We start from the raw sequence: 21,783 nt of genomic DNA on the forward strand, positions 1-21,783 counted from the left end.
CTAGCGAATTGGATTGTGAACGGTCACCAGTTTGGTGCCATCGGGAAAGGTTGCTTCGACCTGGACCTCGGGGATCATTTCAGGCACCCCTTCCATACAGTCTTCATAGCTGACCACTGTTGCGCCATATTGCATCATATCTGCAACGCTGCGCCCATCGCGCGCGCCCTCAACGACCGCATCGCAAATGAGTGCGATGGCTTCGGGATGGTTCAATTTCACGCCGCGTTCGCGCCGTTTGCGGGCCACTTCGGCCGCCATTGCAATCAGCAATTTGTCTTTTTCTCGTGGGGTTAATTGCATCTATAGTCTCCAACACTTTGGAAGCGTGTTTCGGGTGAAAAGGTCTAGGATTGGAAGCATCATCTTGCGCAATTCCTGACCATCTAAGGCCAAGAAGCGAAGCGCCAGAAAATCTTTTGAAAGCAGGCTAGAGCCGGATGTTGGGTTTAAATAGGCCGCGAGCTGCGCCTGATATCCAGCGGCGTCTGGCGCCCGGTAGAGCAAAGTGGCCATAGCCTGCATTCCACTTGCAACTGCCGGACGGGCCAGTTTGGCGGTAATATCACCCGCAAGAAGCGTTGTGTCGCGGTAGACCAAATCCCCATCAATGCTGACATCAATCCGGTCACGAAAATGCCCATTTAACTGGGTTTCCCCCATGGCAAGACGGCCGAACAAGACAGGCTCAATCACCAATGCCCGTGCAGATTTTTCCAAGTTCACGGTGAGGGTGCGCTCGAGTTGGCCGCCATCAAAAAATATTGTCTCTTGCGGTAACCAAGCCAGCATCGCCCCGTCCGAAACAGTCAGCGCTGTGTTCACCTTTCCGATGCTATCAGCCTGGGCGCGATAAACCCTTTCGCAGGCCTGAGTGCTTATAACCATATGCGCGTTGCTTTTCGCACGCGCTTTTACTTCTAAACGGTCCCCCCCTGTGATCCCGCCCGAAGTATTGATCAAAACCGCTTCAACATGGTCATCTCGGTCTGGAAATAGTGCTTTTAGACAGCCTTTTTGGTAAAGATCGTCAAGTCGATTGGATTTTCGCTTCACCGAGGTGGTGATGCTAATTTGGCCCAGCGCTCTTGGTTGGTGCTCCAAAGCCATGTCTGCCAAATCTCGCATTCAATTAGTACTTTCCAGTTTAGATATATTGCCTCATTTTGGTTCACGTTAAGAAGCAAACGCACAAAACAAAATAGGTTTTTGCATCTATTGTGCGCAAAACACCACAAAGTAGCCTATTTGTTCATCGCGCGACCTAGAAGCGTCTATTTTTTAATCAATAAACACTCAGGCTCCACTTTTATGATGCCTAAACCTTGAGCTTTGTGCAGCGCTCATCCCCTCTCCACTTGTCAGCTGATGACGCAATTGAAGCTGGCAGGAGTGTGTGACGACCGACCGAATTGCAGCTCGCGCCGATCGCCACACGAAATGCAACATGTGTTGCAGGTGTGATGTTACTTGGCGGCCTTTGAAATCTCAAGCCGCAATAGACAACCGCCTGCGAGGAGATCTAAATGAAACTATTAAACACAACCCTTGCCGGGGTTATCGCACTCGGCGCATCTGTGCCGTCAGCCTTTGCCGCTGATACTATTAAAGTCGGGGTACTTCACTCGCTTTCAGGAACAATGGCAATCTCAGAGACAACTTTGAAAGACACGATGCTCATGCTGATTGATGCACAAAACGCCAAAGGTGGTGTTCTGGGCAAACAGCTTGAAGCTGTTGTTGTTGACCCCGCATCAAACTGGCCGCTGTTTGCGGAAAAAGCGCGTGAATTGCTCACCGTGCATGATGTCGATGTCATGTTTGGAAACTGGACCAGCGTATCAAGAAAGTCAGTGCTTCCCGTGATCGAAGAGCTTAATGGTCTTCTTTTCTATCCGGTGCAATATGAGGGCGAAGAAAGTTCGAAAAATGTGTTCTACACTGGTGCGGCGCCAAATCAGCAAGCGATCCCTGCCACCGATTACTTCCTAGACGAGCTGGGCGTCGAAAAGTTTGCACTTTTGGGCACCGACTATGTGTATCCACGCACCACAAATAACATCCTCGAGAGTTACCTTATTTCAAAAGATATCCCAGCATCGGATATCTTTGTGAATTATACGCCGTTTGGACATTCAGATTGGTCAAAGATTGTGGCGGATGTTGTCGCGCTTGGCGCAGACGGTAAAAAAGTCGGTGTTATTTCCACCATCAACGGGGATGCCAACATAGGGTTCTACAAGGAACTCGCCGCAGCAGGCATTTCGGCAGATGACATCCCAGTGGTTGCCTTTTCCGTCGGAGAAGAAGAGTTGTCCGGTTTGGATACAAGCAACCTTGTTGGTCACCTCGCAGCTTGGAACTATTTCCAATCCGCCGATGTTCCGGCCAACGAAGAGTGGGTTGCCTCATGGAAAGAGCTGATGGGCGCCGAACGCGTCACCAACGATCCAATGGAAGCCCACTATATCGGCTTTAACATGTGGGTAAGTGCCGTCGAAGAAGCCGGCAGCGCTGATGTGGATGCAGTGCGGGCCAAAATGTACGGTCAAACCTTTCCGAACCTAACAGGCGGCACAGCGGTAATGTTGCCAAACCACCACTTATCAAAGCCAGTTTTAATCGGCGAAATTCAGGCCGATGGTCAATTTGACATCATCAGCCAAACAGAAGAAGTGCCAGGCGATGCATGGACAGATTTCCTGCCTGAATCCACTGTTCTGATCTCTGATTGGCAAGAGTTAGGGTGCGGGATGTACAACACGCAAACCGAAACCTGCGTACAGATCGAGTCAAACTACTAAGATCTAAATAAAAAATTGGAGGGCATTCTGCCCTCCAACCAATGCAAGGCATACCTCGATGAAATTTTCAATTGGCCTATTTATCGCCGTTTGGTTTGTCTGTTTCGGCACCAGCCTTTCTGCTCAGACGCTTTCAGATATTTTGCAAACACATGAAAGTATCATTGCCAAAAGCTCTCGAAAAACCATCAGCCCGGCCATTGATAGTCTTGTTGAAAGTGGCTTGCCCAGTGTTGAATTCATGCTCACAAACTGGCGCAAAAAGGCCATATGGCAAAACAAAGAAACGAAAGAATTCATTGCCGTTTTAGACGGACGGATGTTTGATCTAGACACGGCTGACGATATTGGCCTGTTTGAGAAAACCGGCTTTAAGCAGGTCAAACCGAACAGCGGAGTGCGCAATTTAATTTCCGGCGCTTTGGTTTCATTTCAACTGAACGCCCCCGACATCGAAGTGCGCAGGGCTGCGCTAAATTCAATTCGGCGAAATGATGATGCGGCCTACCTTCCGCTGCTTAAAGCATCTTTGGACATTGAAACAGATCCAGATCTTCAAACGGAAAAACAACAACTGCTGTCCTTGATGACAATCAAATACAGCACGCAGATACCCGAAAAACTGGCCGCCATTGAAGCGATAAGCCAATCACTGCAGATTGAGGTTCGGGCGCAATTAAACCGTGTTCTATCCACGGAACGTCGGTTTGCCAAAATAGTGCCGGTAGAGGCAAATATAGCGTGGGTTCTAACACCCGAAACACAAGGGTTTTCCAGCGCTGATGCATATGATTTATTGGTCGCTGGCGGGGTCGCCAAGCCGGTACTATCGGCGGGTGATGTTAAAGAAGCACTGGCCGCAAATATAGTTGCAGGCCGCATTGCGGGCATTCCAATTGGGCAGCTTGGCAATCCCCAAAGCCGCGAGGATGCCTACCAAAAATTGGCAGCTGAGGGGCTCGCCCCTGATACATTATCAGCGTCACAAATTGAAAAAATCGTTCAAGAGTACGTTTTTTTCGAAGAGTACGCCGAGCCGTCGCATGAAGTGACAGAGGCGGCTAAGGCGGCATTGCAAAAAATATCCTATCGGGTCTCATTCTCTCAGTTTTTTGATATTGGGCTTGATGCTATTTCACTTGCCTCAATTTACTTTCTCGCCGCAATCGGGCTGGCCATTACCTTTGGGGTGATGGGCGTCATCAACATGGCGCATGGCGAATTTATAATGATGGGTGCGTATACCGGTTTTGTTGTGCAGCAATTTGTACCGGATCAAACCCTGTCTATCCTGCTTGCAGTCCCTTTGGCCTTTGGAGTCACATTTTCCGCCGGCGTTGCCATGGAGCGTCTGGTCATTCGGTGGCTTTATAATCGCCCATTGGAAACACTGCTGGCGACATTTGGAATTTCAATCGCACTGCAGCAGGTTGCCAAAAATATATTTGGAACACAGGCGCGTCCGCTGACCTCTCCTGATTGGTTGGGCGGTGCCTGGGTCATCAACGATGTTGTGGCAATCAGCTATATAAGGATCGCGATTTTCGTTCTGGCTCTGATATTCCTTGGCGTCTTTCTTTTCATTCTGAAGCGCACCCGCTTTGGGCTTGAAACCCGTGCCGTAACCCAAAATCCAAGTATGGCTTCGGCAATGGGGATCAATCCAGATCGGGTCAACATGCTGACCTTCGGGCTGGGATCAGGCATTGCCGGAATTGCCGGCGTTGCTATCGGGCTTTATGCCAAAGTCACCTCGGAAATGGGCAATGACTATATCGTGCAAAGCTTTATGACCGTTGTGGTTGGCGGCGTGGGCAATATTTGGGGCACCCTTGCCGGCGCCACTATGGTGGGTTTTTTGCAAAAGGGGATCGAATGGCACAACCCCTCCAATACCCTCGCCGCCCAGACCTATATGATTTTATTCATCATTATATTCATCCAATTCAGGCCACGGGGAATTATTGCCCTAAAAGGCCGCGCAGCAGGGGATTGAAACATGGAAAATAAACGCTCCAAATATTCAATAAATGCCCTAATTTTCGTGTTGGTTTTGGCCCTCTTTACGCTGCTGGTTACGGTGTTTTCCGAAGGCATGGGTGGCGGTTTGATTTCAACATCTTTTGTCAAAACACTGGGTAAAACGCTTTGCCTTTGCCTTATTGCCATCGCGATGGATTTGGTTTGGGGTTATTGCGGTATCCTGTCGTTGGGCCACTTCGCATTCTTTGGCTTGGGCGGATACATGATCGGCATGTGGCTGATGTATGAACGCACACGCAGTATTGTCGAAAACTCATTGGCACAAGCGACAATACCGCCTACCCCGCAAGAAGTGATCGACGGGATCGGAACCCAGATATTCGGGGTAGTTGGCAGCAATGAGTTTCCCATTATTTGGGCTTTTGCTGACAGTTTGGTGGCCCAATTAGCTTTGGTGGTCTTAGTGCCGGGGGTCATGGCATTTGTGTTTGGGTGGCTGGCCTTTCGATCGCGGGTCACTGGGGTTTACTTATCAATCCTAACGCAGGCTTTCACATTAGCGCTTTCGCTGTACCTGTTTCAAAATGAAAGCGGTCTGCGCGGCAACAATGGCTTGTCAGGCTTACAAAACCTGCCCAATGTGTCAGCCCCCCAAGATCAAGTTTCCCTCTGGCTTTTCTGGGCCTCTGCTCTTGCATTGGGGCTCGGATATCTGGGCGCCAGCGCTCTTGTAGCAGGCAAGTTTGGATCGGTTATAAGAGCCATTCGTGACAACGAGGCGCGAGTTCGTTTTCTTGGCTATAAAGTTGAGCATTATAAACTTGCGGTTTTCACTATGACGGCCTGCGTAGCCGGAATAGCGGGCGCGCTATATTATCCACAAGCTGGGATTGTTAATCCGGCAGAAATGGCGCCGATTGCGTCGATTTACCTAGCTGTTTGGGTGGCCATTGGTGGGCGCGGCCGACTATACGGAGCGGTCATTGGTGCTGCTTTAGTCAGTTTGCTGTCTACGTGGTTTACGGGCGGCCAAGCACCAGACATCAATCTTGGAGGTTTTTCGATAAAATGGGTTGATTGGTGGCAAGTGCTCTTGGGTCTAGGCTTTGTACTGGTGACGCTTTTTGCCCCCAAAGGTTTGGGCGGCCTAATCGACCGCTTTTCTTCGAAAGGCCCAAGCAAATGAGCTCTTTGCTGGAAGTATCAGGGGTTTCAGTCAGCTTTGATGGGTTCAAGGCGATAAACAACCTGTCATTTCAAATTGCCCAGGCAGAGCTGCGCGCCATCATTGGCCCAAACGGCGCCGGCAAAACCACTTTCATGGACATTGTAACCGGTAAAACCAAACCGGATAGCGGCGTGATAAAATGGGGCAGCAAGAGCATTGATCTTCTTGCTCTTGACGAAGCAGAAATTGCGCAGGCCGGGATTGGCCGAAAATTCCAAAGACCTACAGTTTTTGAAGATCAAACCGTTTTTGAAAATCTGCTTCTAGCACTTAAAAATGATCGCAGGGTTTTTCAGGTATTGGCATTTAAACGCTCGCAAGATGCAGAGGAAAAAGTGACCAAACTTGCCGGCAATATCGGTTTGGAAAGCCACATGGACAGGCCAGCAGGTGAATTGAGCCATGGTCAAAAACAATGGCTTGAGATCGGGATGCTTTTGGCGCAGGATCCCAAACTTTTGCTTGTTGATGAACCCGCCGCCGGGATGACGCGATCTGAGCGGGAAAAAACCACTGATATACTGGTGCAGGCTGCGAAAACCCGCGCCGTTGTGGTGGTCGAGCATGATATGGATTTCGTGCAGCGCTTGGATTGCAAAGTAACCGTCTTGCATGAGGGGTCGGTTTTGGCAGAAGGCCGTCTTGAGCATGTCACCACCAATCAAGACGTTATTGATGTTTATTTAGGAAGATAGTGAAATGCTCAAAACATCAAAACTCAATTTATTTTACGGCAAGTCGCAGATCCTGTTTGATATCAACCTGACCGCTAAAATCGGTGAGGTAACCTGTGTTTTGGGCACCAATGGTGTAGGAAAAACCAGCTTGATGAGAGCAATCACAGGCGCACACCCGATTTCAGAGGGAAACATATTTTTCAATGGCGACGACATCACCCGCTCTGCACCCTATCAAAGAGCAAAAAGGGGAATAGCCTATGTACCGCAAGGGCGCGATATTTTCCCGATGTTAACTGTGGAAGAAAACCTGGAAACTGGTTTTTCATGCCTGCCGGTTGAGCAGCATTTCGTGCCTGATAGCATCTCTGAAATGTTCCCCATCTTAAATGAGATGAAAGACCGTAAAGGCGGGGATCTATCCGGCGGTCAACAACAACAGCTGGCCATCGCAAGGGCTTTGATTACCCAGCCGAAAGTATTGATTTTAGATGAACCAACAGAGGGTATACAGCCCAACATCATTGCACAAATCGGCGAGGTTATAAAACGCCTAAAAGCCAATGGTGATATCGCGATCGTTTTGGTCGAGCAGTATTTTGATTTTGCCTATAAACTGGCGGATCACTTTTACACCCTAAAACGCGGATCGGTTACATTAGATGCAACCAAGACGGCGATCACACGGGATGAGGTTTTGGCCAACGTTACAGTTTAAGGGCCAAAGTTGTACTGCTGCCATTCGCGCGCTTAAATTACACCACTCACAGTCACGAACGGTCAAATTTCTACAAAACTGATGAGCCATTTGGACAAAGAACACTTGTTTGAATCTTTTTATCTCACGTAAAACAATGCGTATTTTCAAATCCGATCTTGATTTATGCCCGTTTTTGGGTTGAAGATTTGACCATGCTGCCACCAGAAATTAAATTCACTGAAAAAGACGGGTTTTCCATTGCCTATCAGGTGTGGGGAACCGGTCCGGAAACGCTAATCTATGTGCCGGGCATGGTATCGCATTTAGATGTATCTGCCGAAGGCCAACACTATTTGGATTGGCTGATGCTTCTTAGTAAACATTTCAAAGTGATCATTTTTGACAAACGCGGTCAGGGCTTGAGCGACCGCGATGCAACCGCCCCCGGTGTTGAGCAGCGCATGGATGACATTGATGCTGTCGCTGCGGCGGAAGGGGTAGATAAATTCTATCTTTTTGGCTATTCAGAAGGCGGTTCAATTTCACTAGTTTACGCAGCCACACACCCCAAAAAAGTCATGGGGGTCACAGTGTTTGCGGGCATTCCGAAATTTATCAATTCCGAAGATTACAATTTAATGTCTGATGCAGATACCATCCTTGAGGGGTTCGTTCCCAATTGGGGCAAGGGCCTATCCGGATTTCTGTTCTGTCCACAAATGATGCCACACGCTCAAAAAGAAATGTCAAAGCTGGAACGGATGGTTTGTAGTCCAAGGACACTAAAAAATGTTTTGGAAACAAACTTTAAAGTCGATGTCAGAAATGCTCTTTCAAGCGTCGAAGTGCCCTGTTTGATCTGTCACGCAAGAGACGACCGTGCTGTGCCCGTGGCCAATGGTAGGTACTTTGCCGATAAGATCAAAAATTCAAAATATGTTGAATACCCCAGTGGCGGACATTTTCCGCATTTCGGCAATATCACACAAATCGTAAGCGATATTGTGTCTTTCTTCGACGAAACCACCCAAGCGACCGACCCGTTAAGCAAAAGCCTAACAACTGTTTTATTCACCGATATCGTAAGTTCTACAGAAAAAATGCTGGCGATGGGCGACCGAGAGTGGGCTAGAAAAATTATTGAGCACGATCAAATCGTGTCCACTTTGGTTGCTCGGTTCAATGGGACATTAATCAAGAATACGGGTGACGGGTCTTTGTGCGTTTTTGACGGACCTGTGCGGGCTTCAAAATGTGCAATCGAATTACGAAACCAATTGTCATCCATCGGTTTGGAAATCCGCTGTGGTTTGAATTTTGGCCAAGTTGAATGGGTCGAAAGCGACGTTATTGGCAAAACTGTAAACTTAAGCGCGCGGGTTATGGATTTGGCCAAGGCTAATCAAATTTTTGCAACGAAAGATACGATAGATGTACTTGCAGGTGCTGATTTGGCCATTAGCTCAGCAGGGACTTTTCAGCTAAAGGGCTTTAACGAAGAATGGGAAATTTACGAAGTGTCGTAACATCCTATTTTCATGTTTCAATAATTGCCGACTTATAATTCTTGATGCCGAATTTGAACTGGATCAACGCAAAACTTACTCAATTGGGCACCCTTGCAAAGGGACATCCTGCACGCCCCGTACAGCGCGGCTAAATCGCTCATTTTTTTGGCTGAACGCCCTGCAAAAAAGACAAATGTATATCTATGGGGCGGCTTCACTTTTTTCTTCCATCCTGTATTACTTTTGTAACTATGGAGGTAATTAAATGTCGATGATCAATTGTATGCGCTTTCGTCCGAAAGAAGGCCAAGCCGACATCATGTTTAAGGCTTTGGCCAAATATATAGACGAGTACCCTTATGAAAATTGTATCCACTACGGTGTTATAGATTTGGGCACTGGTGAATATGCACTATTTTGCGTTTGGGAAACGGTTGATGCCTTTATAGATGTGATGAACCGGGATCTTAAGACCAGTGAATTAATGCGCGAATATGTAGAACCCTATGAAGATGGTGAAGCTTTTCATTCTTTTTCCGGCCCCGACATAGACCTTACATCCTATCTATGAACCCGTGGTGACTTAGGTCAGTCGAAAAAAGGCCTCTAATTTGATTTAACATTGATCCAATCACATTCCTCGTGCGTTTAATCTATGTGATCATTTTTAGGTAAGTGATCTCTCCCTGTAGGTTGACCTTGGCTGGGTGCTAAACCCAGCCATTTTTTTATAGGGGTTATTTTCGACGTTATCCAAAAAACAGAAAAGCACTCTGAGTATAGGTATTTAAAACCTAGAGCCCAAAGAAGTACGCGGAATAATCAAGATTAGTAATTCGATCAACTTATTCAAAGATTAGACAAATTCCGCCTCACTGCTTATAATGAAAGTGGTGAAACCGGCCAATGTTTCTTCATTATTTCAGGATCGCAGAAAGATGAACACTTATGATTAGCATGCATAAATCCGGTGATATTATCTATAAGGCTCAAGATAAGCCAAAGAGTATATTTATTATTCATAGCGGCTCAATTGAAATTTTGACCAAAAGTGGTGTGCCCCTTGCCACCTTGAATGAAGGGGAAATTTTTGGCGAAATTAGTGAAATTCTGGCAGAAAACCGCAGTGTCACAGCAAGGGCAAAAACGGATTGTTCCTTAATGCATATCGAAATCAGTACAATTGAAAGCAAACTTCAAACCACAGACCCGGCGATCAAGGGTATTATCCGGGCCTTGGCGCTTCGGCTAAGCGAAACCAGCCGAAAATATGAAGCGCTTTGGGATGAATTACAAATTTATAAGTCTTTAAAGCCCAAATAGTTTTGGCAGGTGAATTTTGAAAGAACGATTGAAATGCATTTAGAAACCGAACGGCTTGTTATCAACGCTTTCTCACCAAGTGATAAAAAGGTCTGGCGCACTATCGAAGCCAATCCAGAAGTCCGGAAATACATTGATGGCCAACCCCTAAGTCCAAAAGACGCGGACGCTTATATTGATGAGATTATCGAAAGCTACCGCACAAACGGGTTTGGGCGCTATGCGGTTCGACATCGCGAAAGCGGCCTGCTTATGGGCATGTGCGGTTTTCGCGCGACCAGCTATGGCCTTGATTTTGGCTACCGTTATGCGCCCGAATATTGGGGGCAAGGTTATGGCTTTGAAGCCGCTTCTTCAGTTTTGGATTTTGGCCTGAACAGGCAAAAACTCGGCCCGATTGTGGCGCTTGCGTTCAAGGCCAACACCGCTTCGATCCACTTAATTGAAAAGCTGAAATTTAAATCCCTGGGACCCGTTGTGATCGAGGGCGAAACAGTCGAAAAATATCAAATCGGTTAGAGCGCAAGATAAATAGGCGCAAGCGGATTGAGTTTGGGCAATTTGCCTTCGCTCGAAAAATAGATATGCTGATTAAAGAGCGCTTAGGCGAGATACAGCAATGCAAAATGCCCTTTCCAATCGGTCAGATTACCCCTGCCTGAAAACCCATAGCTACCTGAACCAAGCTTCGCTCGGGCTGATCGGGGAACCGGCCGTTTCGGCCATGCATGATTTCCTTGAAACCACCGCGCGGCATGGCAATTTGCATATGTCCGATGCAGAAGAGGCTGCATTTTTGATGCCGCTGCGCAGCAATGCGTCCCGTTTGATCGGCTGTGCGCCCAAAAACCTAGCTATTGTTTCCAGCGCCAGCGAAATACTTGCTCAGATGCCGATGCTTTTTGCCCCGAAGCCCAAGTCAAAAATCATCGTTGTGACAACCGATTTTCCCGCCATCACCAGACCTTGGATTGCCGCCTGTCAAACCAATGAATGCCAAATGGTATTCGTTGATGACGTGGCTGGGCAGGACTTAACCTCCACACTCATTGATCAGATAGATGCGCAAACAGCAGCGGTGTGTGTAAGCTATGTGCAATTTTCAACAGGAACCTGTCTTGATATTCCCAAGCTGCGCGAAGCCGCATCCAAAGTTGGCGCAAAACTGGCGGTCGACATCACCCAAGCGGCTGGCGCGCTGTCGTTTTCTGTACGCGACTGGCACGCCGATATCATTGTTGCCAGTGGGTATAAATGGCTCGGTGGGCATGGCGGTATTGGCTTTGCAGTGCTGTCTGATGAGCTGTTGCAAAAGCAACCTCCGCTGATTGGCTGGTTTGGCGGCGAAGACCCGTTTGATATGGATGCACAGAGTTTAAAACTGGCAAAAACGGCAGCGAAATATACCAAGTCCACCCTATCCTATATTACGGCTATTGGGCTTAAAGCCTCAGTTGATGAATTGCTGAAATTAGGCTTGGACGAAATACACGGTCATTCGCACAAGCTTGCGTCTGCTTTAATTTCGGGACTTAGCGGCTCTGATTGGATGCCTTTTCAAAGCCCTGATAGTCTGGGTTTTTCTCCACATATTATAACGCTCCAAAACCCGAACTGTGATGTTCGTGCGATCGAAGCCGCGCTGGTGGAAAACCGCATTATTTGCAGTATCCGAAATGGCCGTGTACGGGTGTCGCTTGCGCATTATAATTCTCAGAATGACGTGGAGGCTTTGATTAAAAGCCTGCAATAATTTATCCGTGTAAAATGTTCTTTAGGGCGATAGAAAACCGTAAGGCACTCTAGTTTACCCAAACAGCAGAAAAGATTAACGCTTTTGATTAAATACTCAGTTATGCCGTAGGGGGATATTGTGGGCCATCAACGACCAAGTTTTTCACAGCTCATTCAGGATCGTGAATTCCTTGCCTTTGCACACCGTGGGGCCAACCAACTGGCGCCTGAAAACACGCTTGCGGCCTTTCAAATTGCCTATGACCTTGGCTACCGGATAATTGAAACAGATGTGCAATCTTCCAGCGACGGCGTTCTTTATTGCTTTCATGATGATCATTTACAGCGCACCACCGGTGATCCTAGAAAATTTGAAGATGTGCACTCACAAGATATTGATCAGCTTCGTATAAACGGCACGCATCCGATCCCAAGGCTGGCTGAGCTTTTTGAGGCCTTTCCAGAAGCCTACTTTAATATTGATGTCAAATCTTGGGCCGCTGCCGATCCGTTCATCGCACTCGCAATTTCGATTAATGTCTGTGATAGAATATGTGTCGGCAGTTTCAGCCAGCGCCGGATAGAAGCGGTAACATCTTCTGTATTACAAAACCCACCAGCGCGGTCCTTAGGCACCGGTGGAGTGGTTGAGTTTTACCTCAAGCATCTTTTAAACCATCGCGGAAATATTAAGGCGAACTGCGCACAACTGCCCATGACCTATTTCGGGGTTAAATTAATCACGCCCAAAACCCTTGCTTATGCAAGGTCAAAGGGGCTGAAAATTCATGTTTGGACCATAAATCAAGCCGATGAAATGCAAAATCTGATTGATTTGGGCGTGGATGGGATCATGACAGACGACTGTGTTTTGCTAAAATCCATCCTGAAAAAAAATGGTCTTTGGAAAGCACTTTAGCCACAGAAGTTTCGGTCCGTTTAGGATGAGGCTTGATCAAGAGTGAGACGGCCATCTAAGAGCATACGCCATATTCTTTAACATTAAATATTTTATACTTGAAATAAAAAAATGGGTAATCTAACATAAAATCAATTCGAACTGAACGGAGTTGGTGAATGCGTGTTGCATGTTTAGGTGGCGGTCCAGCAGGGTTATATTTTGCCATCTCAATGAAGCTCAAAGATCCTGAGCATGACGTTGTGATAATTGAACGCAACCAGCCCAACGACACCTTTGGATGGGGGGTTGTCCTATCAGATGATGCGCTCGATAATCTAGAAATTAACGACCCCAAAAGTACAGAATTAATCCGCAAAAACTTTGCCTACTGGGATGACATCGCCGTTGTGCATGACGGCGTTCGCACCGTTTCTGGCGGCCACGGTTTTGCAGGTATAGGCCGCAAAAAGATGTTGATGCTGCTTCAAGAGCGCGCCAATGAACTGGGCGTTGAGATGAAGTTTTCAACCGAATTCGACAGCATCAAAAGCTATCAAAAAGATTATGACTTGGTGGTTGCCTGCGATGGTATAAACTCACGTGTTCGCGCAGAATATGAAACCCAATTTAAACCGGATATTGATATCCGTGAATGTAAGTTCATTTGGCTGGGCACACATCAAAAATTTGAGGATGCCTTCACATTTATATTTGAAAAAACCCAGCATGGCTGGATGTGGGCGCATGTATATCAATTCGATGAAAACACAGCCACCTTTATCGTAGAATGTCAGCAAGACACCTGGGACAACTGGGGGTTTGAAGACATGAGCAAGGAAGATATTGTGGAAACATGCCGCAGTATTTTTGCAAGCCACCTTGGCGGCCATAACTTAATGTCAAACGCCGCCCATTTGCGCGGATCAGCTGTCTGGATGAACTTTCCAAGGGTTATTTGCGAAAAATGGTATCATGAAAATGTTGTACTGATGGGCGATGCGGCTGCCACTGGGCATTTTTCCATCGGGTCGGGCACTCGGCTTGCCTTTGATAGTGCAATCTCTTTGGCAAACTATCTGCATTCTGAACCGAATCTAAATGCAGCCTTTGATCGGTATCAGCAAGAGCGCCGGCTTGAAGTTCTGCGCCTGCAGTCCGCCGCCCGAAACTCGCTTGAATGGTTTGAACAGGTCGAGCGCTATCTTGATCTTGATCCGGTGCAATTTAATTACTCCTTGCTGACCCGCTCGCAACGGATTAGCCATGAAAACCTGCGGCTGCGAGACAAAGACTGGCTAAACTCGGCCGAAAAATGGTTTCAGACGAAAGCTGGCGTCGCCCCCGATGCACCAGTCCGCGCACCAATGTTTGCGCCTTATAAATTGCGTGAAATGCACCTTAGTAACCGGATTGTTGTCTCACCCATGGCTCAATATAAAGCGGTTGACGGCTGCCCGACCGACTGGCACCTGATCCACTACGGTGAGCGCGCCAAAGGCGGTGCGGCGCTAGTCTATACCGAAATGACCTGTGTGTCGGACACTGGTCGCATCACCCCGGGTTGCCCGGGATTATACCACCCAGAACACGAAAAAGCGTGGAACAGGCTCACGGACTTCGTTCACCAAGAGACCGAAGCCAAAATATGCTGCCAAATCGGCCATTCCGGCCGCAAAGGGTCAACCAATATTGGCTGGCAAGGCATGGATGAACCCCTAGCGTCCGGTAATTGGGATTTAATCTCGGCCTCTGCGATCCCATGGTCCGAAGGCAATGCAACCCCGCGGGTAGCCACCACCGCAGATATGGAAGAAATTTGCGATCAGTTTGTTGCCGCCACATTGATGGCCGAGCGCGCCGGTTTTGATATGATTGAATTGCACGCGGCGCATGGGTATCTTTTGTCCTCTTTCATTTCTCCGGCCTCCAATACCCGCACCGACGATTACGGTGGCAGCTTGGACAACCGCTTGCGCTTTCCACTGCGTGTGTTCGATGCAATGCGGCGCGCTTGGCCCAAAGAAAAGCCTATGTCGGTGCGGATTTCAGCGAATGACTGGATCGGGGCATCGGGGGTAACACCGGATGAGGCCGTTGAGATCGCAAAAGCTTTTTTTAAGGCGGGCGCAGATATTATTGATGTCTCTGCTGGGCAAACAACAAAAGACGCCCAACCGATCTACGGCCGTATGTTTCAAACCCCGTTCGCGGATCGCATTCGCAATGAAACCGGCATTGCCACAATGGCAGTTGGCAACATCTACGAAGCGGACCATGCCAATTCAATTTTGATGGCAGGGCGCGCCGATCTTGTGGCTGTGGGGCGCCCGCATCTGGCAGATCCATACTGGACTTTGCGCGAGGGCGCTAAAATAGGCTCACGCAATGAAATATGGCCAATGCCCTATCTTCCGGGCCGAGATCAGGCTTGGCGTTTGGCAGATCGTGAAGCAGAAATGATTAGAGTATGACACTAGAAGGAAAGCATATCATTATCACTGGCGGCGGAAGCGGCGTTGGCGCAACAATAGCAGCTGAGCTCAGCGCCAACGGGGCGCAGGTCACCATTATGGGCCGCCGTGAAAGCGCGCTTAAAAAGCAAAACCTGCCGTATCAGCTTTGTGATGTTACCCAACCCTCTGCTGTGGCAAGCGCCTTTGAAAAAGCCCGCGCCGATCTGGGGCCGATCAGCGCTGTGGTGGCAAATGCTGGCGCAGCGCAAAGCGTTCCCTTTGCAAAAATGTCAACGGATCAATTGCAAGATATGTTGGCCGTCAATTTAATCGGTGTTGCCAATGTTTGGCAGGCCGCCTTACAAGATATGAAAACCGCTGGATGGGGGCGCCTGATCGCGGTTGCTTCAACCGCCGGATTAAAGGGGTATCCCTATGTCAGCGCCTATTGCGCTGCAAAACACGGGGTTGTTGGCCTAACCCGTGCTGTCGCATTGGAATTGGCCTCCACGGACATCACAGTCAATTCTATTTGCCCAGGATTTACCGAAACCCCATTGTTAGAACGCTCTGTTGAAAACATCATTGCAAAAACTGGAATGAGCGCGGACGCTGCCTACCAAAGCCTTCGCGCGGGAAATCCGCAAAAGCGTTTCATTCAAACCGATGAAGTGGCCGCAATGACTGTATGGCTTTGTTCTGATGGTGCACGTTCTGTAACGGGCCAAGCCCTTTCCTTGTCTGGAGGCGAAATATGAAAACCAACCCAAAGGCAGATCAATCAGAAGATCCAATTGCCAAAGAGCGATTGCGTTTGTGGTTAAAATTGCTGAAAGCCAGCAGTTTAATCGAAGATGAAATTCGTCGCCGCCTGCGGGCTGAGTTCAAATCCACCCTGCCCCGCTTTGATGTAATGTCCGCTTTGGAGCGCGCGCCTGAAGGCCTAAAGATGAGCGAAATCTCAAAGCGGCTGCGGGTTTCAAACGGAAATATCACAGGGATTGTGGATAAGTTAACCGAAGAAGGCTTGGCACTGCGAGTGTCTGTCCCAGGAGATCGGCGCGCCAATCTGATCCATTTGACCCCAAAAGGCAAAAGGGTTTTTGCCGAACATGCCAAAATGCATGAGGCCTGGATCAATGAAATCCTTGCAGAACTGAATAAAGACGACATCGAGGGCATGATCCTGCGTCTAGACCACCTGACAAAATCGCTAGAGGAGTGATCCGACATGCGCCGTGAGATACAAAATTTCAACTGCGATATTGAGGACAGCATCGCTACCATTTCACTTGACAGACCAGAGCGTAAAAACCCGCTTACCTTCGATAGCTATGCCGAATTGCGCGACTGGTTTCGCGATTTGCACTATGATGAGGACATCAAGGCGGTTGTCTTTGCGCCAAACGGCGGCAATTTCAGCTCAGGCGGTGACGTTCATGAAATCATCGGGCCGCTTACAAAAATGTCAATGAAGGAACTTTTAACCTTTACACGGATGACCGGCGATCTGGTCAAAGCAATGATCAATTGCGGCAAACCGATTATCGCCGCAGTGGATGGCATTTGTGCCGGCGCTGGCGCAATTATTTCAATGGCATCCGATCTGCGGATCGCAACACCAGAGGCAAAAACTGCGTTTCTGTTTAACCGGGTTGGTCTGGCGGGATGCGACATGGGAGCCTGTTCAATCCTGCCGCGCCTTATCGGTCAGGGGCGCGCTGCAGAATTGCTATATCTTGGCCGATCAATGAGTGCCGAGGAAGGTTTAAATTGGGGCTACTTTAATCGCTTGGCCTCTGCAGATGAGCTTTTACCGACTGCACAAAAGATAGCAAAACGCATTGCCGAAGGTCCAAATTTTGCCAATATGATGACCAAAACCATGCTGGCACAAGAATGGTCAATGTCGATTGAACAAGCCATTGAGGCCGAAGCACAAGCCCAAGCTATTTGTATGCAGGGACAAGATTTCCACCGCGCCTACCATGCTTTTGTGGCCAAAGAAAAACCGATTTTCGAGGGCGACTGATGGTGGATAAAAGCTTTCTCAATTGGCCGTTTTTCGAGCCTCGGCACAGGGATCTTGCTGCGCATTTAGAGACGTGGGCAAATGCCAATCTTGATGCCATAGATCACCAAAATACTGATGAAACATGTCGCCAGCTTGTTACAATGCTGGGGGATGCGGGCTTTCTTGCCCATTCTGCGGTGGGCGGCGAAGACCAACAAAAACTAGACGTGCGCAGCCTCTGCCTGATCCGCGAAACTTTGGCGCGCCACGATGGGCTTGCAGATTTTGCTTTTGCCATGCAGGGCCTTGGCACGGGCGCAATTTCTCTTTTTGGCTCTGAGCAGCAAAAAGACGAGTGGCTTACCAAGACCCGCCAAGGAAAGGCCATTTCCGCCTTTGCCCTCACCGAACCACAGTCCGGGTCTGACGTAGCCAATTCAACCATGACCGCCACCCGAGATGGGGATCATTTCGTCTTAAGCGGCGAAAAGACCTGGATTTCGAACGGGGGAATAGCCGACCTTTACACCGTCTTTGCCCGCACTGGCGAAGCCCCGGGTGCCAAGGGTTTATCCGCCTTTATTGTGCCCGCTGGCTTGCCCGGGTTCGAGATAACCGAGCGGCTTGAAACGATCGCGCCGCACCCGCTTGCCACCCTGCGGTTTTCCGACTGCCGCATTCCAGCATCCGCCCTAATCGGCGCGCCGGGACAGGGCTTTAAAATTGCGATGTCTGTGCTTGATGTTTTCCGCTCTACCGTGGCCGCAGCTGCTTTGGGGTTTGCGCGGCGCGCACTTTCGGAAACCCTTCAGCGGGTCACAACGCGCAGGGTTGAAGGTACGCCACTTTTTGATCGGCAAATGGTGCAGGGACATATCGCCGACATGGCTTTGGATATAGATGCCGCAGCATTGCTGGTGTACCGGGCGGCTTGGACAAAAGACAGCGGCGCTCCGCGGGTGACCCGCGAAGCCGCAATGGCAAAGCTATTTGCCACAGACCATGCGCAAAATGTCATCGACAAAGCGGTGCAACTGCACGGCGGTGACGGTGTAAAATCAGGCCAGGTTGTCGAAAGATTATATCGGGAAGTTCGCGCTTTGCGCATCTATGAAGGCGCCTCTGATATCCAGCGCCTTGTGATTGCAAAGCAAACCTTAGCCAGCCATCTGGAGGTTTAGATATGTTTAGGCAAACTGCGCATACGGATACGTTTTCAAGGGATAATTTGCCGCCACAAGAAACCTTGCCAGATTTTCCACTGGAAAATTTCAACTATCCCGACCGGTTAAATGCTGCCTATGAGCTTACCGATGCGATGGTCAAAAAGGGATTTGGCGACCACACCGCGCTGATTGGAAATGGACGGCGCAGAACCTACAAAGAACTTACCGACTGGAGCAACCGCATTGCGCATGTTCTGGTAGACGACTTGAGGGTAAAGCCGGGCAACCGTATCCTTATCAGATCGGCCAATAATCCCGCCATGGTGGCCTGCTGGCTGGCAGCCACCAAAGTCGGCGCTGTGGTGGTCAACACCATGCCCATGCTCCGGGCGGCTGAATTGGCTAAATATGTCGAGCTGGCTGAAATTAGCCATGCGCTTTGTGATATCCGGCTGATGGATGAAATGCGCATTTGTGAAAAGGACAGCTCTTGCTTGCAAAAGGTGGTTGGCTTTGATGGAACCTCTAACCACAATGCCGAGTTGGATGAACTGGCACTGGAAAAGCCTGTGACCTTCCAATCTGTGGAAACAGCACAGGATGATGTGGCGTTGATCGGGTTTACCTCGGGCTCTACGGGCACGCCGAAAGGCACGATGCACTTTCACCGTGACCTCTTGATCATAGCGGATGGTTACGCAAAGGAGGTATTGAAGGTGACGGTCGAGGATGTGTTCGTCGGCTCGCCGCCTTTGGCGTTTACTTTTGGTCTTGGGGGCTTGGCAATCTTTCCTTTGCGCTATGGCGCGGCTGCCACACTATTGGAAAACGCATCCCCGCCAAATATGGTCGACATCATTGAGAAATATAAAGCCACGGTTTGCTTTACAGCGCCAACCGCTTACCGCGCGATGCTGCGCGCCATGGAAGACGGCGCTGATCTGTCCTCTTTGCGCGCGGCAGTTTCTGCAGGCGAAACTCTCCCCCAACCGGTCTATGAAGAATGGCGGGCAAAAACCGGCAAGCCAATGCTCGACGGCATTGGCGCAACCGAAATGCTTCATATCTTTATCAGCAACCGATTTGAAGATCACAAACCGGCCTGCACCGGAAAGCCTGTAAACGGATATGAGGCAAAGGTGGTAGATAAAAATGGGGATGAGGTTGACTGTGGAAAGGTCGGCTTATTGGCTGTTCGGGGTCCAACCGGGTGCCGCTATTTACGCGGAGCGCGGCAAACCGAATATGTCCAAAATGGTTGGAATATCACCGGAGATGCCTTTCACATGGACCAGGACGGGTATTTTTATTTTGCCGCCCGCAGCGATGATATGATTGTCAGCTCAGGCTACAACATCGCCGGGCCAGAAGTAGAAGCCGCTTTGCTGTCACATTCTGCCGTGGTGGAATGTGCCGTGATCGGTGTTGCGGATGAAGATCGCGGCTCAATTGTTGAGGCTCATGTGGTCTTGAGCGCTGGCGATATGCCCAGTGATGAAATGGCAAAGCAGCTTCAGGATCATGTCAAATCCACCATCGCGCCTTATAAACACCCTCGGTCCATTGTGTTTACCAAAGCGCTGCCAAAAACCGAAAGCGGCAAAATCCAGCGCTTCAAGCTTCGGGCAACCGATTAATGAATAAAGCAGCCTACAATCCCGCAACTGGCGGCGCCAAGATGGATTTCGAAGGTGCAATGTCCTACAGCGATTATCTGCAACTTGCACCAATACTTTCGGCGCAAAAGTCTCTCAGCACCGCACATGACGAATTACTATTCATCATTCAGCACCAGACGTCAGAACTTTGGATGAAGCTGATCCTGCACGAATTAGACGCTGCTCGTAAGGCGCTAAGCTCGGGTGATACGGCAATCATGTTCAAGATGCTCGCCCGGGTGAGCCGAATTTTTGAACAACTCAATAACCAGTGGGACGTTCTGCGCACCATGACACCTGCCGACTATACAGCATTTCGTGAAGCGCTTGGGCCCTCTTCGGGTTTTCAGTCCTATCAATACCGGATGATCGAGTATGTGCTCGGCAACCGAAACCCGAATATGCTAAAGCCCCATGCCCATATGCCGGACGCCCACGCTATGCTATCTAAGGAACTGGCCCGGCCGAGCCTTTATGATGAAGTGTTACGCCATCTGTGTCGTACGATGGACGGCAACGAAAATAATGTGCCCACACCGCAACTGGACACTCCGCATACTGCTTTGCCGCAGATCCAAGACCGCTGGAAAACAGTCTATGAGAACATTGATATTTATTGGTCGCTCTATGAGCTCGGCGAAAAGCTAGTAGATTTAGAAGACTACTTCCGCCGCTGGCGCTTTAACCATGTCACCACCGTGGAGCGCGTGATTGGCTTTAAACGCGGTACGGGCGGTACAGAAGGCGTTTCTTATCTCCGTCGCATGTTGGAGGTAGAGCTGTTTCCCGAACTCTGGCATGTGAGGGGTGAGCTATGACAAAGCCGCACAAAGATCTGTCCGGCCTGCCCAAGGGCGCCATTCACCTCGTTGGGCGTTCGCTTGGTCCGTTGCCAAAAGAATCCGCCACTAGCGCCACTGAGATCATCGAGGAAGTGATCCAATATATCAGATCATGTCTCAAGTGACCCGAAGCAAGGAGAAAAGAATGCAAACTTTACATATGCAGACCTATTGTCGGCCAAGGCCAGCATATCGAACAGCTGACAGAATCAGCATAAAAGACACCCACGCCGAGCTTAAGCCAGTAGCCAGCGATTTTGACCTATTACTCAAGCCGCACCTGCCCAAAAGTGAGGATATCAGCAAATTTATCAGCGATTGTTTGCCAAATACCGAAGCAATTGACCGGACATGCACTGGGCAAAGCTACCAAATATTCGCGCGATAGCATGCATTTCACTTATAAACAAAAAGTGTTGTTCAAACACTGCGATCCGGCCGGAATAGTCTTTTACCCTCGTTTTTTTGAAATGATTAATGACGCAGTCGAGGCGCTGTTCAGCGATGTGTTGAATTGGCCATTTGAATATATGCACCCTAATGCGGGCGTACCAACCGCCGCGTTCAATGTGCGCTTTAAAAAGCCCTGTCGACATGGTGACTGTCTGGAGCTTTGCCTTAGGTTTACACGCCTGAGCAAAACCAGTCTTACCCTGATTACCCAAGCAATGAAATCCGATGTACTCTGTTTCGAAGCCGACCAGACCCTGGTGTGCGTTAACGGTGAGGGTCGACCGGCCCCGTGGCCTGCGCATGTGAGGGCAAAAATCAACGCACTTATTGAGGTCTGAA

The 21,783-nt window shown here is 49.1% G+C and carries 22 protein-coding genes; 20 read left to right on the forward strand and 2 right to left on the reverse strand.

Going from position 1 to position 21,783, the window contains the following annotated elements; all coding sequences use genetic code 11:
* Together GN278_15445 and GN278_15450 are read right to left on the reverse strand one after the other, a co-directional pair.
* Entirely contained in the window at window positions 1–303 is a 303-nt protein-coding gene (locus GN278_15445; protein ID XAT62035.1) for an urease subunit gamma, read from the reverse strand.
* Window positions 304–1,128: an urease accessory protein UreD gene (locus GN278_15450; protein XAT62036.1), complete on the reverse strand. Its 825-nt coding sequence runs from the start codon at window positions 1,126–1,128 to the stop codon at window positions 304–306.
* A 398-nt stretch (window positions 1,129–1,526) separates the two neighbouring features.
* On the opposite strand from GN278_15450, the gene urtA reads away from it, so the two are divergent.
* The 20 genes from urtA (at window position 1,527) to GN278_15550 (ending at window position 21,782) form a co-directional block, all read left to right on the forward strand.
* Complete coding sequence (gene urtA, locus GN278_15455) at window positions 1,527–2,804, forward strand: urea ABC transporter substrate-binding protein (GenBank protein ID XAT62037.1); 1,278 nt, start codon at window positions 1,527–1,529, stop codon at window positions 2,802–2,804.
* Window positions 2,805–2,862: 58 nt separating this feature from the next.
* On the forward strand, window positions 2,863–4,800 hold the full coding sequence (gene urtB / locus GN278_15460) for an urea ABC transporter permease subunit UrtB (protein XAT62038.1): 1,938 nt from the start codon (window positions 2,863–2,865) through the stop codon (window positions 4,798–4,800).
* 3 nt (window positions 4,801–4,803) lie between these two features.
* Entirely contained in the window at window positions 4,804–5,973 is a 1,170-nt protein-coding gene (urtC, locus tag GN278_15465; protein XAT62039.1) for an urea ABC transporter permease subunit UrtC, read from the forward strand.
* Window positions 5,970–6,710 carry an urea ABC transporter ATP-binding protein UrtD gene (gene urtD / locus GN278_15470; GenBank protein ID XAT62040.1) on the forward strand — a complete coding sequence of 247 codons (741 nt, stop codon included), beginning with the start codon at window positions 5,970–5,972 and terminating at the stop codon, window positions 6,708–6,710. The genes urtC and urtD overlap by 4 nt, the downstream gene beginning before the upstream one ends.
* Window positions 6,711–6,714: 4 nt before the next feature.
* Window positions 6,715–7,410 carry an urea ABC transporter ATP-binding subunit UrtE gene (urtE, locus tag GN278_15475; protein XAT62041.1) on the forward strand — a complete coding sequence of 232 codons (696 nt, stop codon included), beginning with the start codon at window positions 6,715–6,717 and terminating at the stop codon, window positions 7,408–7,410.
* Between the two features lie 194 nt (window positions 7,411–7,604).
* A complete protein-coding gene (locus GN278_15480) occupies window positions 7,605–8,918 on the forward strand; it encodes an alpha/beta fold hydrolase (GenBank protein XAT62042.1) in 1,314 nt (437 codons plus the stop codon).
* 247 nt (window positions 8,919–9,165) lie between these two features.
* Window positions 9,166–9,471 (forward strand): hypothetical protein, encoded by a 306-nt coding sequence (locus GN278_15485; protein XAT62043.1) that lies wholly within the window; start codon window positions 9,166–9,168, stop codon window positions 9,469–9,471.
* A 377-nt stretch (window positions 9,472–9,848) separates the two neighbouring features.
* Window positions 9,849–10,223: a cyclic nucleotide-binding domain-containing protein gene (locus GN278_15490; GenBank protein ID XAT62044.1), complete on the forward strand. Its 375-nt coding sequence runs from the start codon at window positions 9,849–9,851 to the stop codon at window positions 10,221–10,223.
* A gap of 33 nt (window positions 10,224–10,256) precedes the next feature.
* Window positions 10,257–10,742, forward strand: coding sequence for a GNAT family N-acetyltransferase (locus tag GN278_15495; protein XAT62045.1), 486 nt, complete (start codon window positions 10,257–10,259; stop codon window positions 10,740–10,742).
* A gap of 100 nt (window positions 10,743–10,842) precedes the next feature.
* Window positions 10,843–11,976, forward strand: a complete 1,134-nt coding sequence (locus GN278_15500) for an aminotransferase class V-fold PLP-dependent enzyme (protein ID XAT62046.1) — start codon at window positions 10,843–10,845, stop codon at window positions 11,974–11,976.
* 120 nt (window positions 11,977–12,096) lie between these two features.
* Window positions 12,097–12,876, forward strand: a complete 780-nt coding sequence (locus GN278_15505; protein ID XAT62047.1) for a glycerophosphodiester phosphodiesterase — start codon at window positions 12,097–12,099, stop codon at window positions 12,874–12,876.
* A 158-nt stretch (window positions 12,877–13,034) separates the two neighbouring features.
* Window positions 13,035–15,329 (forward strand): bifunctional salicylyl-CoA 5-hydroxylase/oxidoreductase, encoded by a 2,295-nt coding sequence (locus GN278_15510; GenBank protein ID XAT62048.1) that lies wholly within the window; start codon window positions 13,035–13,037, stop codon window positions 15,327–15,329.
* Window positions 15,326–16,069: an SDR family NAD(P)-dependent oxidoreductase gene (locus tag GN278_15515; protein XAT62049.1), complete on the forward strand. Its 744-nt coding sequence runs from the start codon at window positions 15,326–15,328 to the stop codon at window positions 16,067–16,069. Before GN278_15510 ends, GN278_15515 begins: the two co-directional genes overlap by 4 nt.
* Window positions 16,066–16,536, forward strand: a complete 471-nt coding sequence (locus GN278_15520) for a MarR family transcriptional regulator (GenBank protein XAT62050.1) — start codon at window positions 16,066–16,068, stop codon at window positions 16,534–16,536. The genes GN278_15515 and GN278_15520 overlap by 4 nt, the downstream gene beginning before the upstream one ends.
* Before the next feature lie 6 nt (window positions 16,537–16,542).
* Window positions 16,543–17,343 carry an enoyl-CoA hydratase family protein gene (locus tag GN278_15525; GenBank protein ID XAT62051.1) on the forward strand — a complete coding sequence of 267 codons (801 nt, stop codon included), beginning with the start codon at window positions 16,543–16,545 and terminating at the stop codon, window positions 17,341–17,343.
* Window positions 17,343–18,506, forward strand: a complete 1,164-nt coding sequence (locus GN278_15530; GenBank protein XAT62052.1) for an acyl-CoA dehydrogenase — start codon at window positions 17,343–17,345, stop codon at window positions 18,504–18,506. Before GN278_15525 ends, GN278_15530 begins: the two co-directional genes overlap by 1 nt.
* Window positions 18,507–18,508: 2 nt before the next feature.
* Window positions 18,509–20,128 carry an AMP-binding protein gene (locus tag GN278_15535; GenBank protein XAT62053.1) on the forward strand — a complete coding sequence of 540 codons (1,620 nt, stop codon included), beginning with the start codon at window positions 18,509–18,511 and terminating at the stop codon, window positions 20,126–20,128.
* Window positions 20,128–20,967, forward strand: coding sequence for a tryptophan 2,3-dioxygenase (locus GN278_15540; GenBank protein ID XAT62054.1), 840 nt, complete (start codon window positions 20,128–20,130; stop codon window positions 20,965–20,967). The genes GN278_15535 and GN278_15540 overlap by 1 nt, the downstream gene beginning before the upstream one ends.
* Window positions 20,964–21,116 carry a hypothetical protein gene (locus tag GN278_15545; protein XAT62055.1) on the forward strand — a complete coding sequence of 51 codons (153 nt, stop codon included), beginning with the start codon at window positions 20,964–20,966 and terminating at the stop codon, window positions 21,114–21,116. The genes GN278_15540 and GN278_15545 overlap by 4 nt, the downstream gene beginning before the upstream one ends.
* Window positions 21,117–21,380: 264 nt before the next feature.
* On the forward strand, window positions 21,381–21,782 hold the full coding sequence (locus tag GN278_15550; GenBank protein XAT62700.1) for an acyl-CoA thioesterase: 402 nt from the start codon (window positions 21,381–21,383) through the stop codon (window positions 21,780–21,782).
* The last annotated feature ends 1 nt before the right edge of the window (window position 21,783 follow it).

It is taken from the genome of Rhodobacteraceae bacterium Araon29, from assembly GCA_039640505.1.
GTDB lineage: Bacteria > Pseudomonadota > Alphaproteobacteria > Rhodobacterales > Rhodobacteraceae > CABZJG01.

Coding starts and splice junctions, on each gene's coding strand:
- GN278_15520 (XAT62050.1), top strand. CDS start 16,066: ATGAAAACCAACCCAAAGGCAGATCAATCAGAAGATCCAATTGCCAAA.
- GN278_15450 (XAT62036.1), bottom strand. CDS start 1,128: ATGCGAGATTTGGCAGACATGGCTTTGGAGCACCAACCAAGAGCGCTG.
- urtC (XAT62039.1), top strand. CDS start 4,804: ATGGAAAATAAACGCTCCAAATATTCAATAAATGCCCTAATTTTCGTG.
- GN278_15530 (XAT62052.1), top strand. CDS start 17,343: ATGGTGGATAAAAGCTTTCTCAATTGGCCGTTTTTCGAGCCTCGGCAC.
- GN278_15480 (XAT62042.1), top strand. CDS start 7,605: ATGCTGCCACCAGAAATTAAATTCACTGAAAAAGACGGGTTTTCCATT.
- urtA (XAT62037.1), top strand. CDS start 1,527: ATGAAACTATTAAACACAACCCTTGCCGGGGTTATCGCACTCGGCGCA.
- urtB (XAT62038.1), top strand. CDS start 2,863: ATGAAATTTTCAATTGGCCTATTTATCGCCGTTTGGTTTGTCTGTTTC.
- urtE (XAT62041.1), top strand. CDS start 6,715: ATGCTCAAAACATCAAAACTCAATTTATTTTACGGCAAGTCGCAGATC.
- GN278_15545 (XAT62055.1), top strand. CDS start 20,964: ATGACAAAGCCGCACAAAGATCTGTCCGGCCTGCCCAAGGGCGCCATT.
- urtD (XAT62040.1), top strand. CDS start 5,970: ATGAGCTCTTTGCTGGAAGTATCAGGGGTTTCAGTCAGCTTTGATGGG.
- GN278_15510 (XAT62048.1), top strand. CDS start 13,035: ATGCGTGTTGCATGTTTAGGTGGCGGTCCAGCAGGGTTATATTTTGCC.
- GN278_15525 (XAT62051.1), top strand. CDS start 16,543: ATGCGCCGTGAGATACAAAATTTCAACTGCGATATTGAGGACAGCATC.
- GN278_15495 (XAT62045.1), top strand. CDS start 10,257: ATGCATTTAGAAACCGAACGGCTTGTTATCAACGCTTTCTCACCAAGT.
- GN278_15445 (XAT62035.1), bottom strand. CDS start 303: ATGCAATTAACCCCACGAGAAAAAGACAAATTGCTGATTGCAATGGCG.
- GN278_15550 (XAT62700.1), top strand. CDS start 21,381: ATGCATTTCACTTATAAACAAAAAGTGTTGTTCAAACACTGCGATCCG.
- GN278_15490 (XAT62044.1), top strand. CDS start 9,849: ATGATTAGCATGCATAAATCCGGTGATATTATCTATAAGGCTCAAGAT.
- GN278_15515 (XAT62049.1), top strand. CDS start 15,326: ATGACACTAGAAGGAAAGCATATCATTATCACTGGCGGCGGAAGCGGC.
- GN278_15500 (XAT62046.1), top strand. CDS start 10,843: ATGCAAAATGCCCTTTCCAATCGGTCAGATTACCCCTGCCTGAAAACC.
- GN278_15535 (XAT62053.1), top strand. CDS start 18,509: ATGTTTAGGCAAACTGCGCATACGGATACGTTTTCAAGGGATAATTTG.
- GN278_15540 (XAT62054.1), top strand. CDS start 20,128: ATGAATAAAGCAGCCTACAATCCCGCAACTGGCGGCGCCAAGATGGAT.
- GN278_15485 (XAT62043.1), top strand. CDS start 9,166: ATGTCGATGATCAATTGTATGCGCTTTCGTCCGAAAGAAGGCCAAGCC.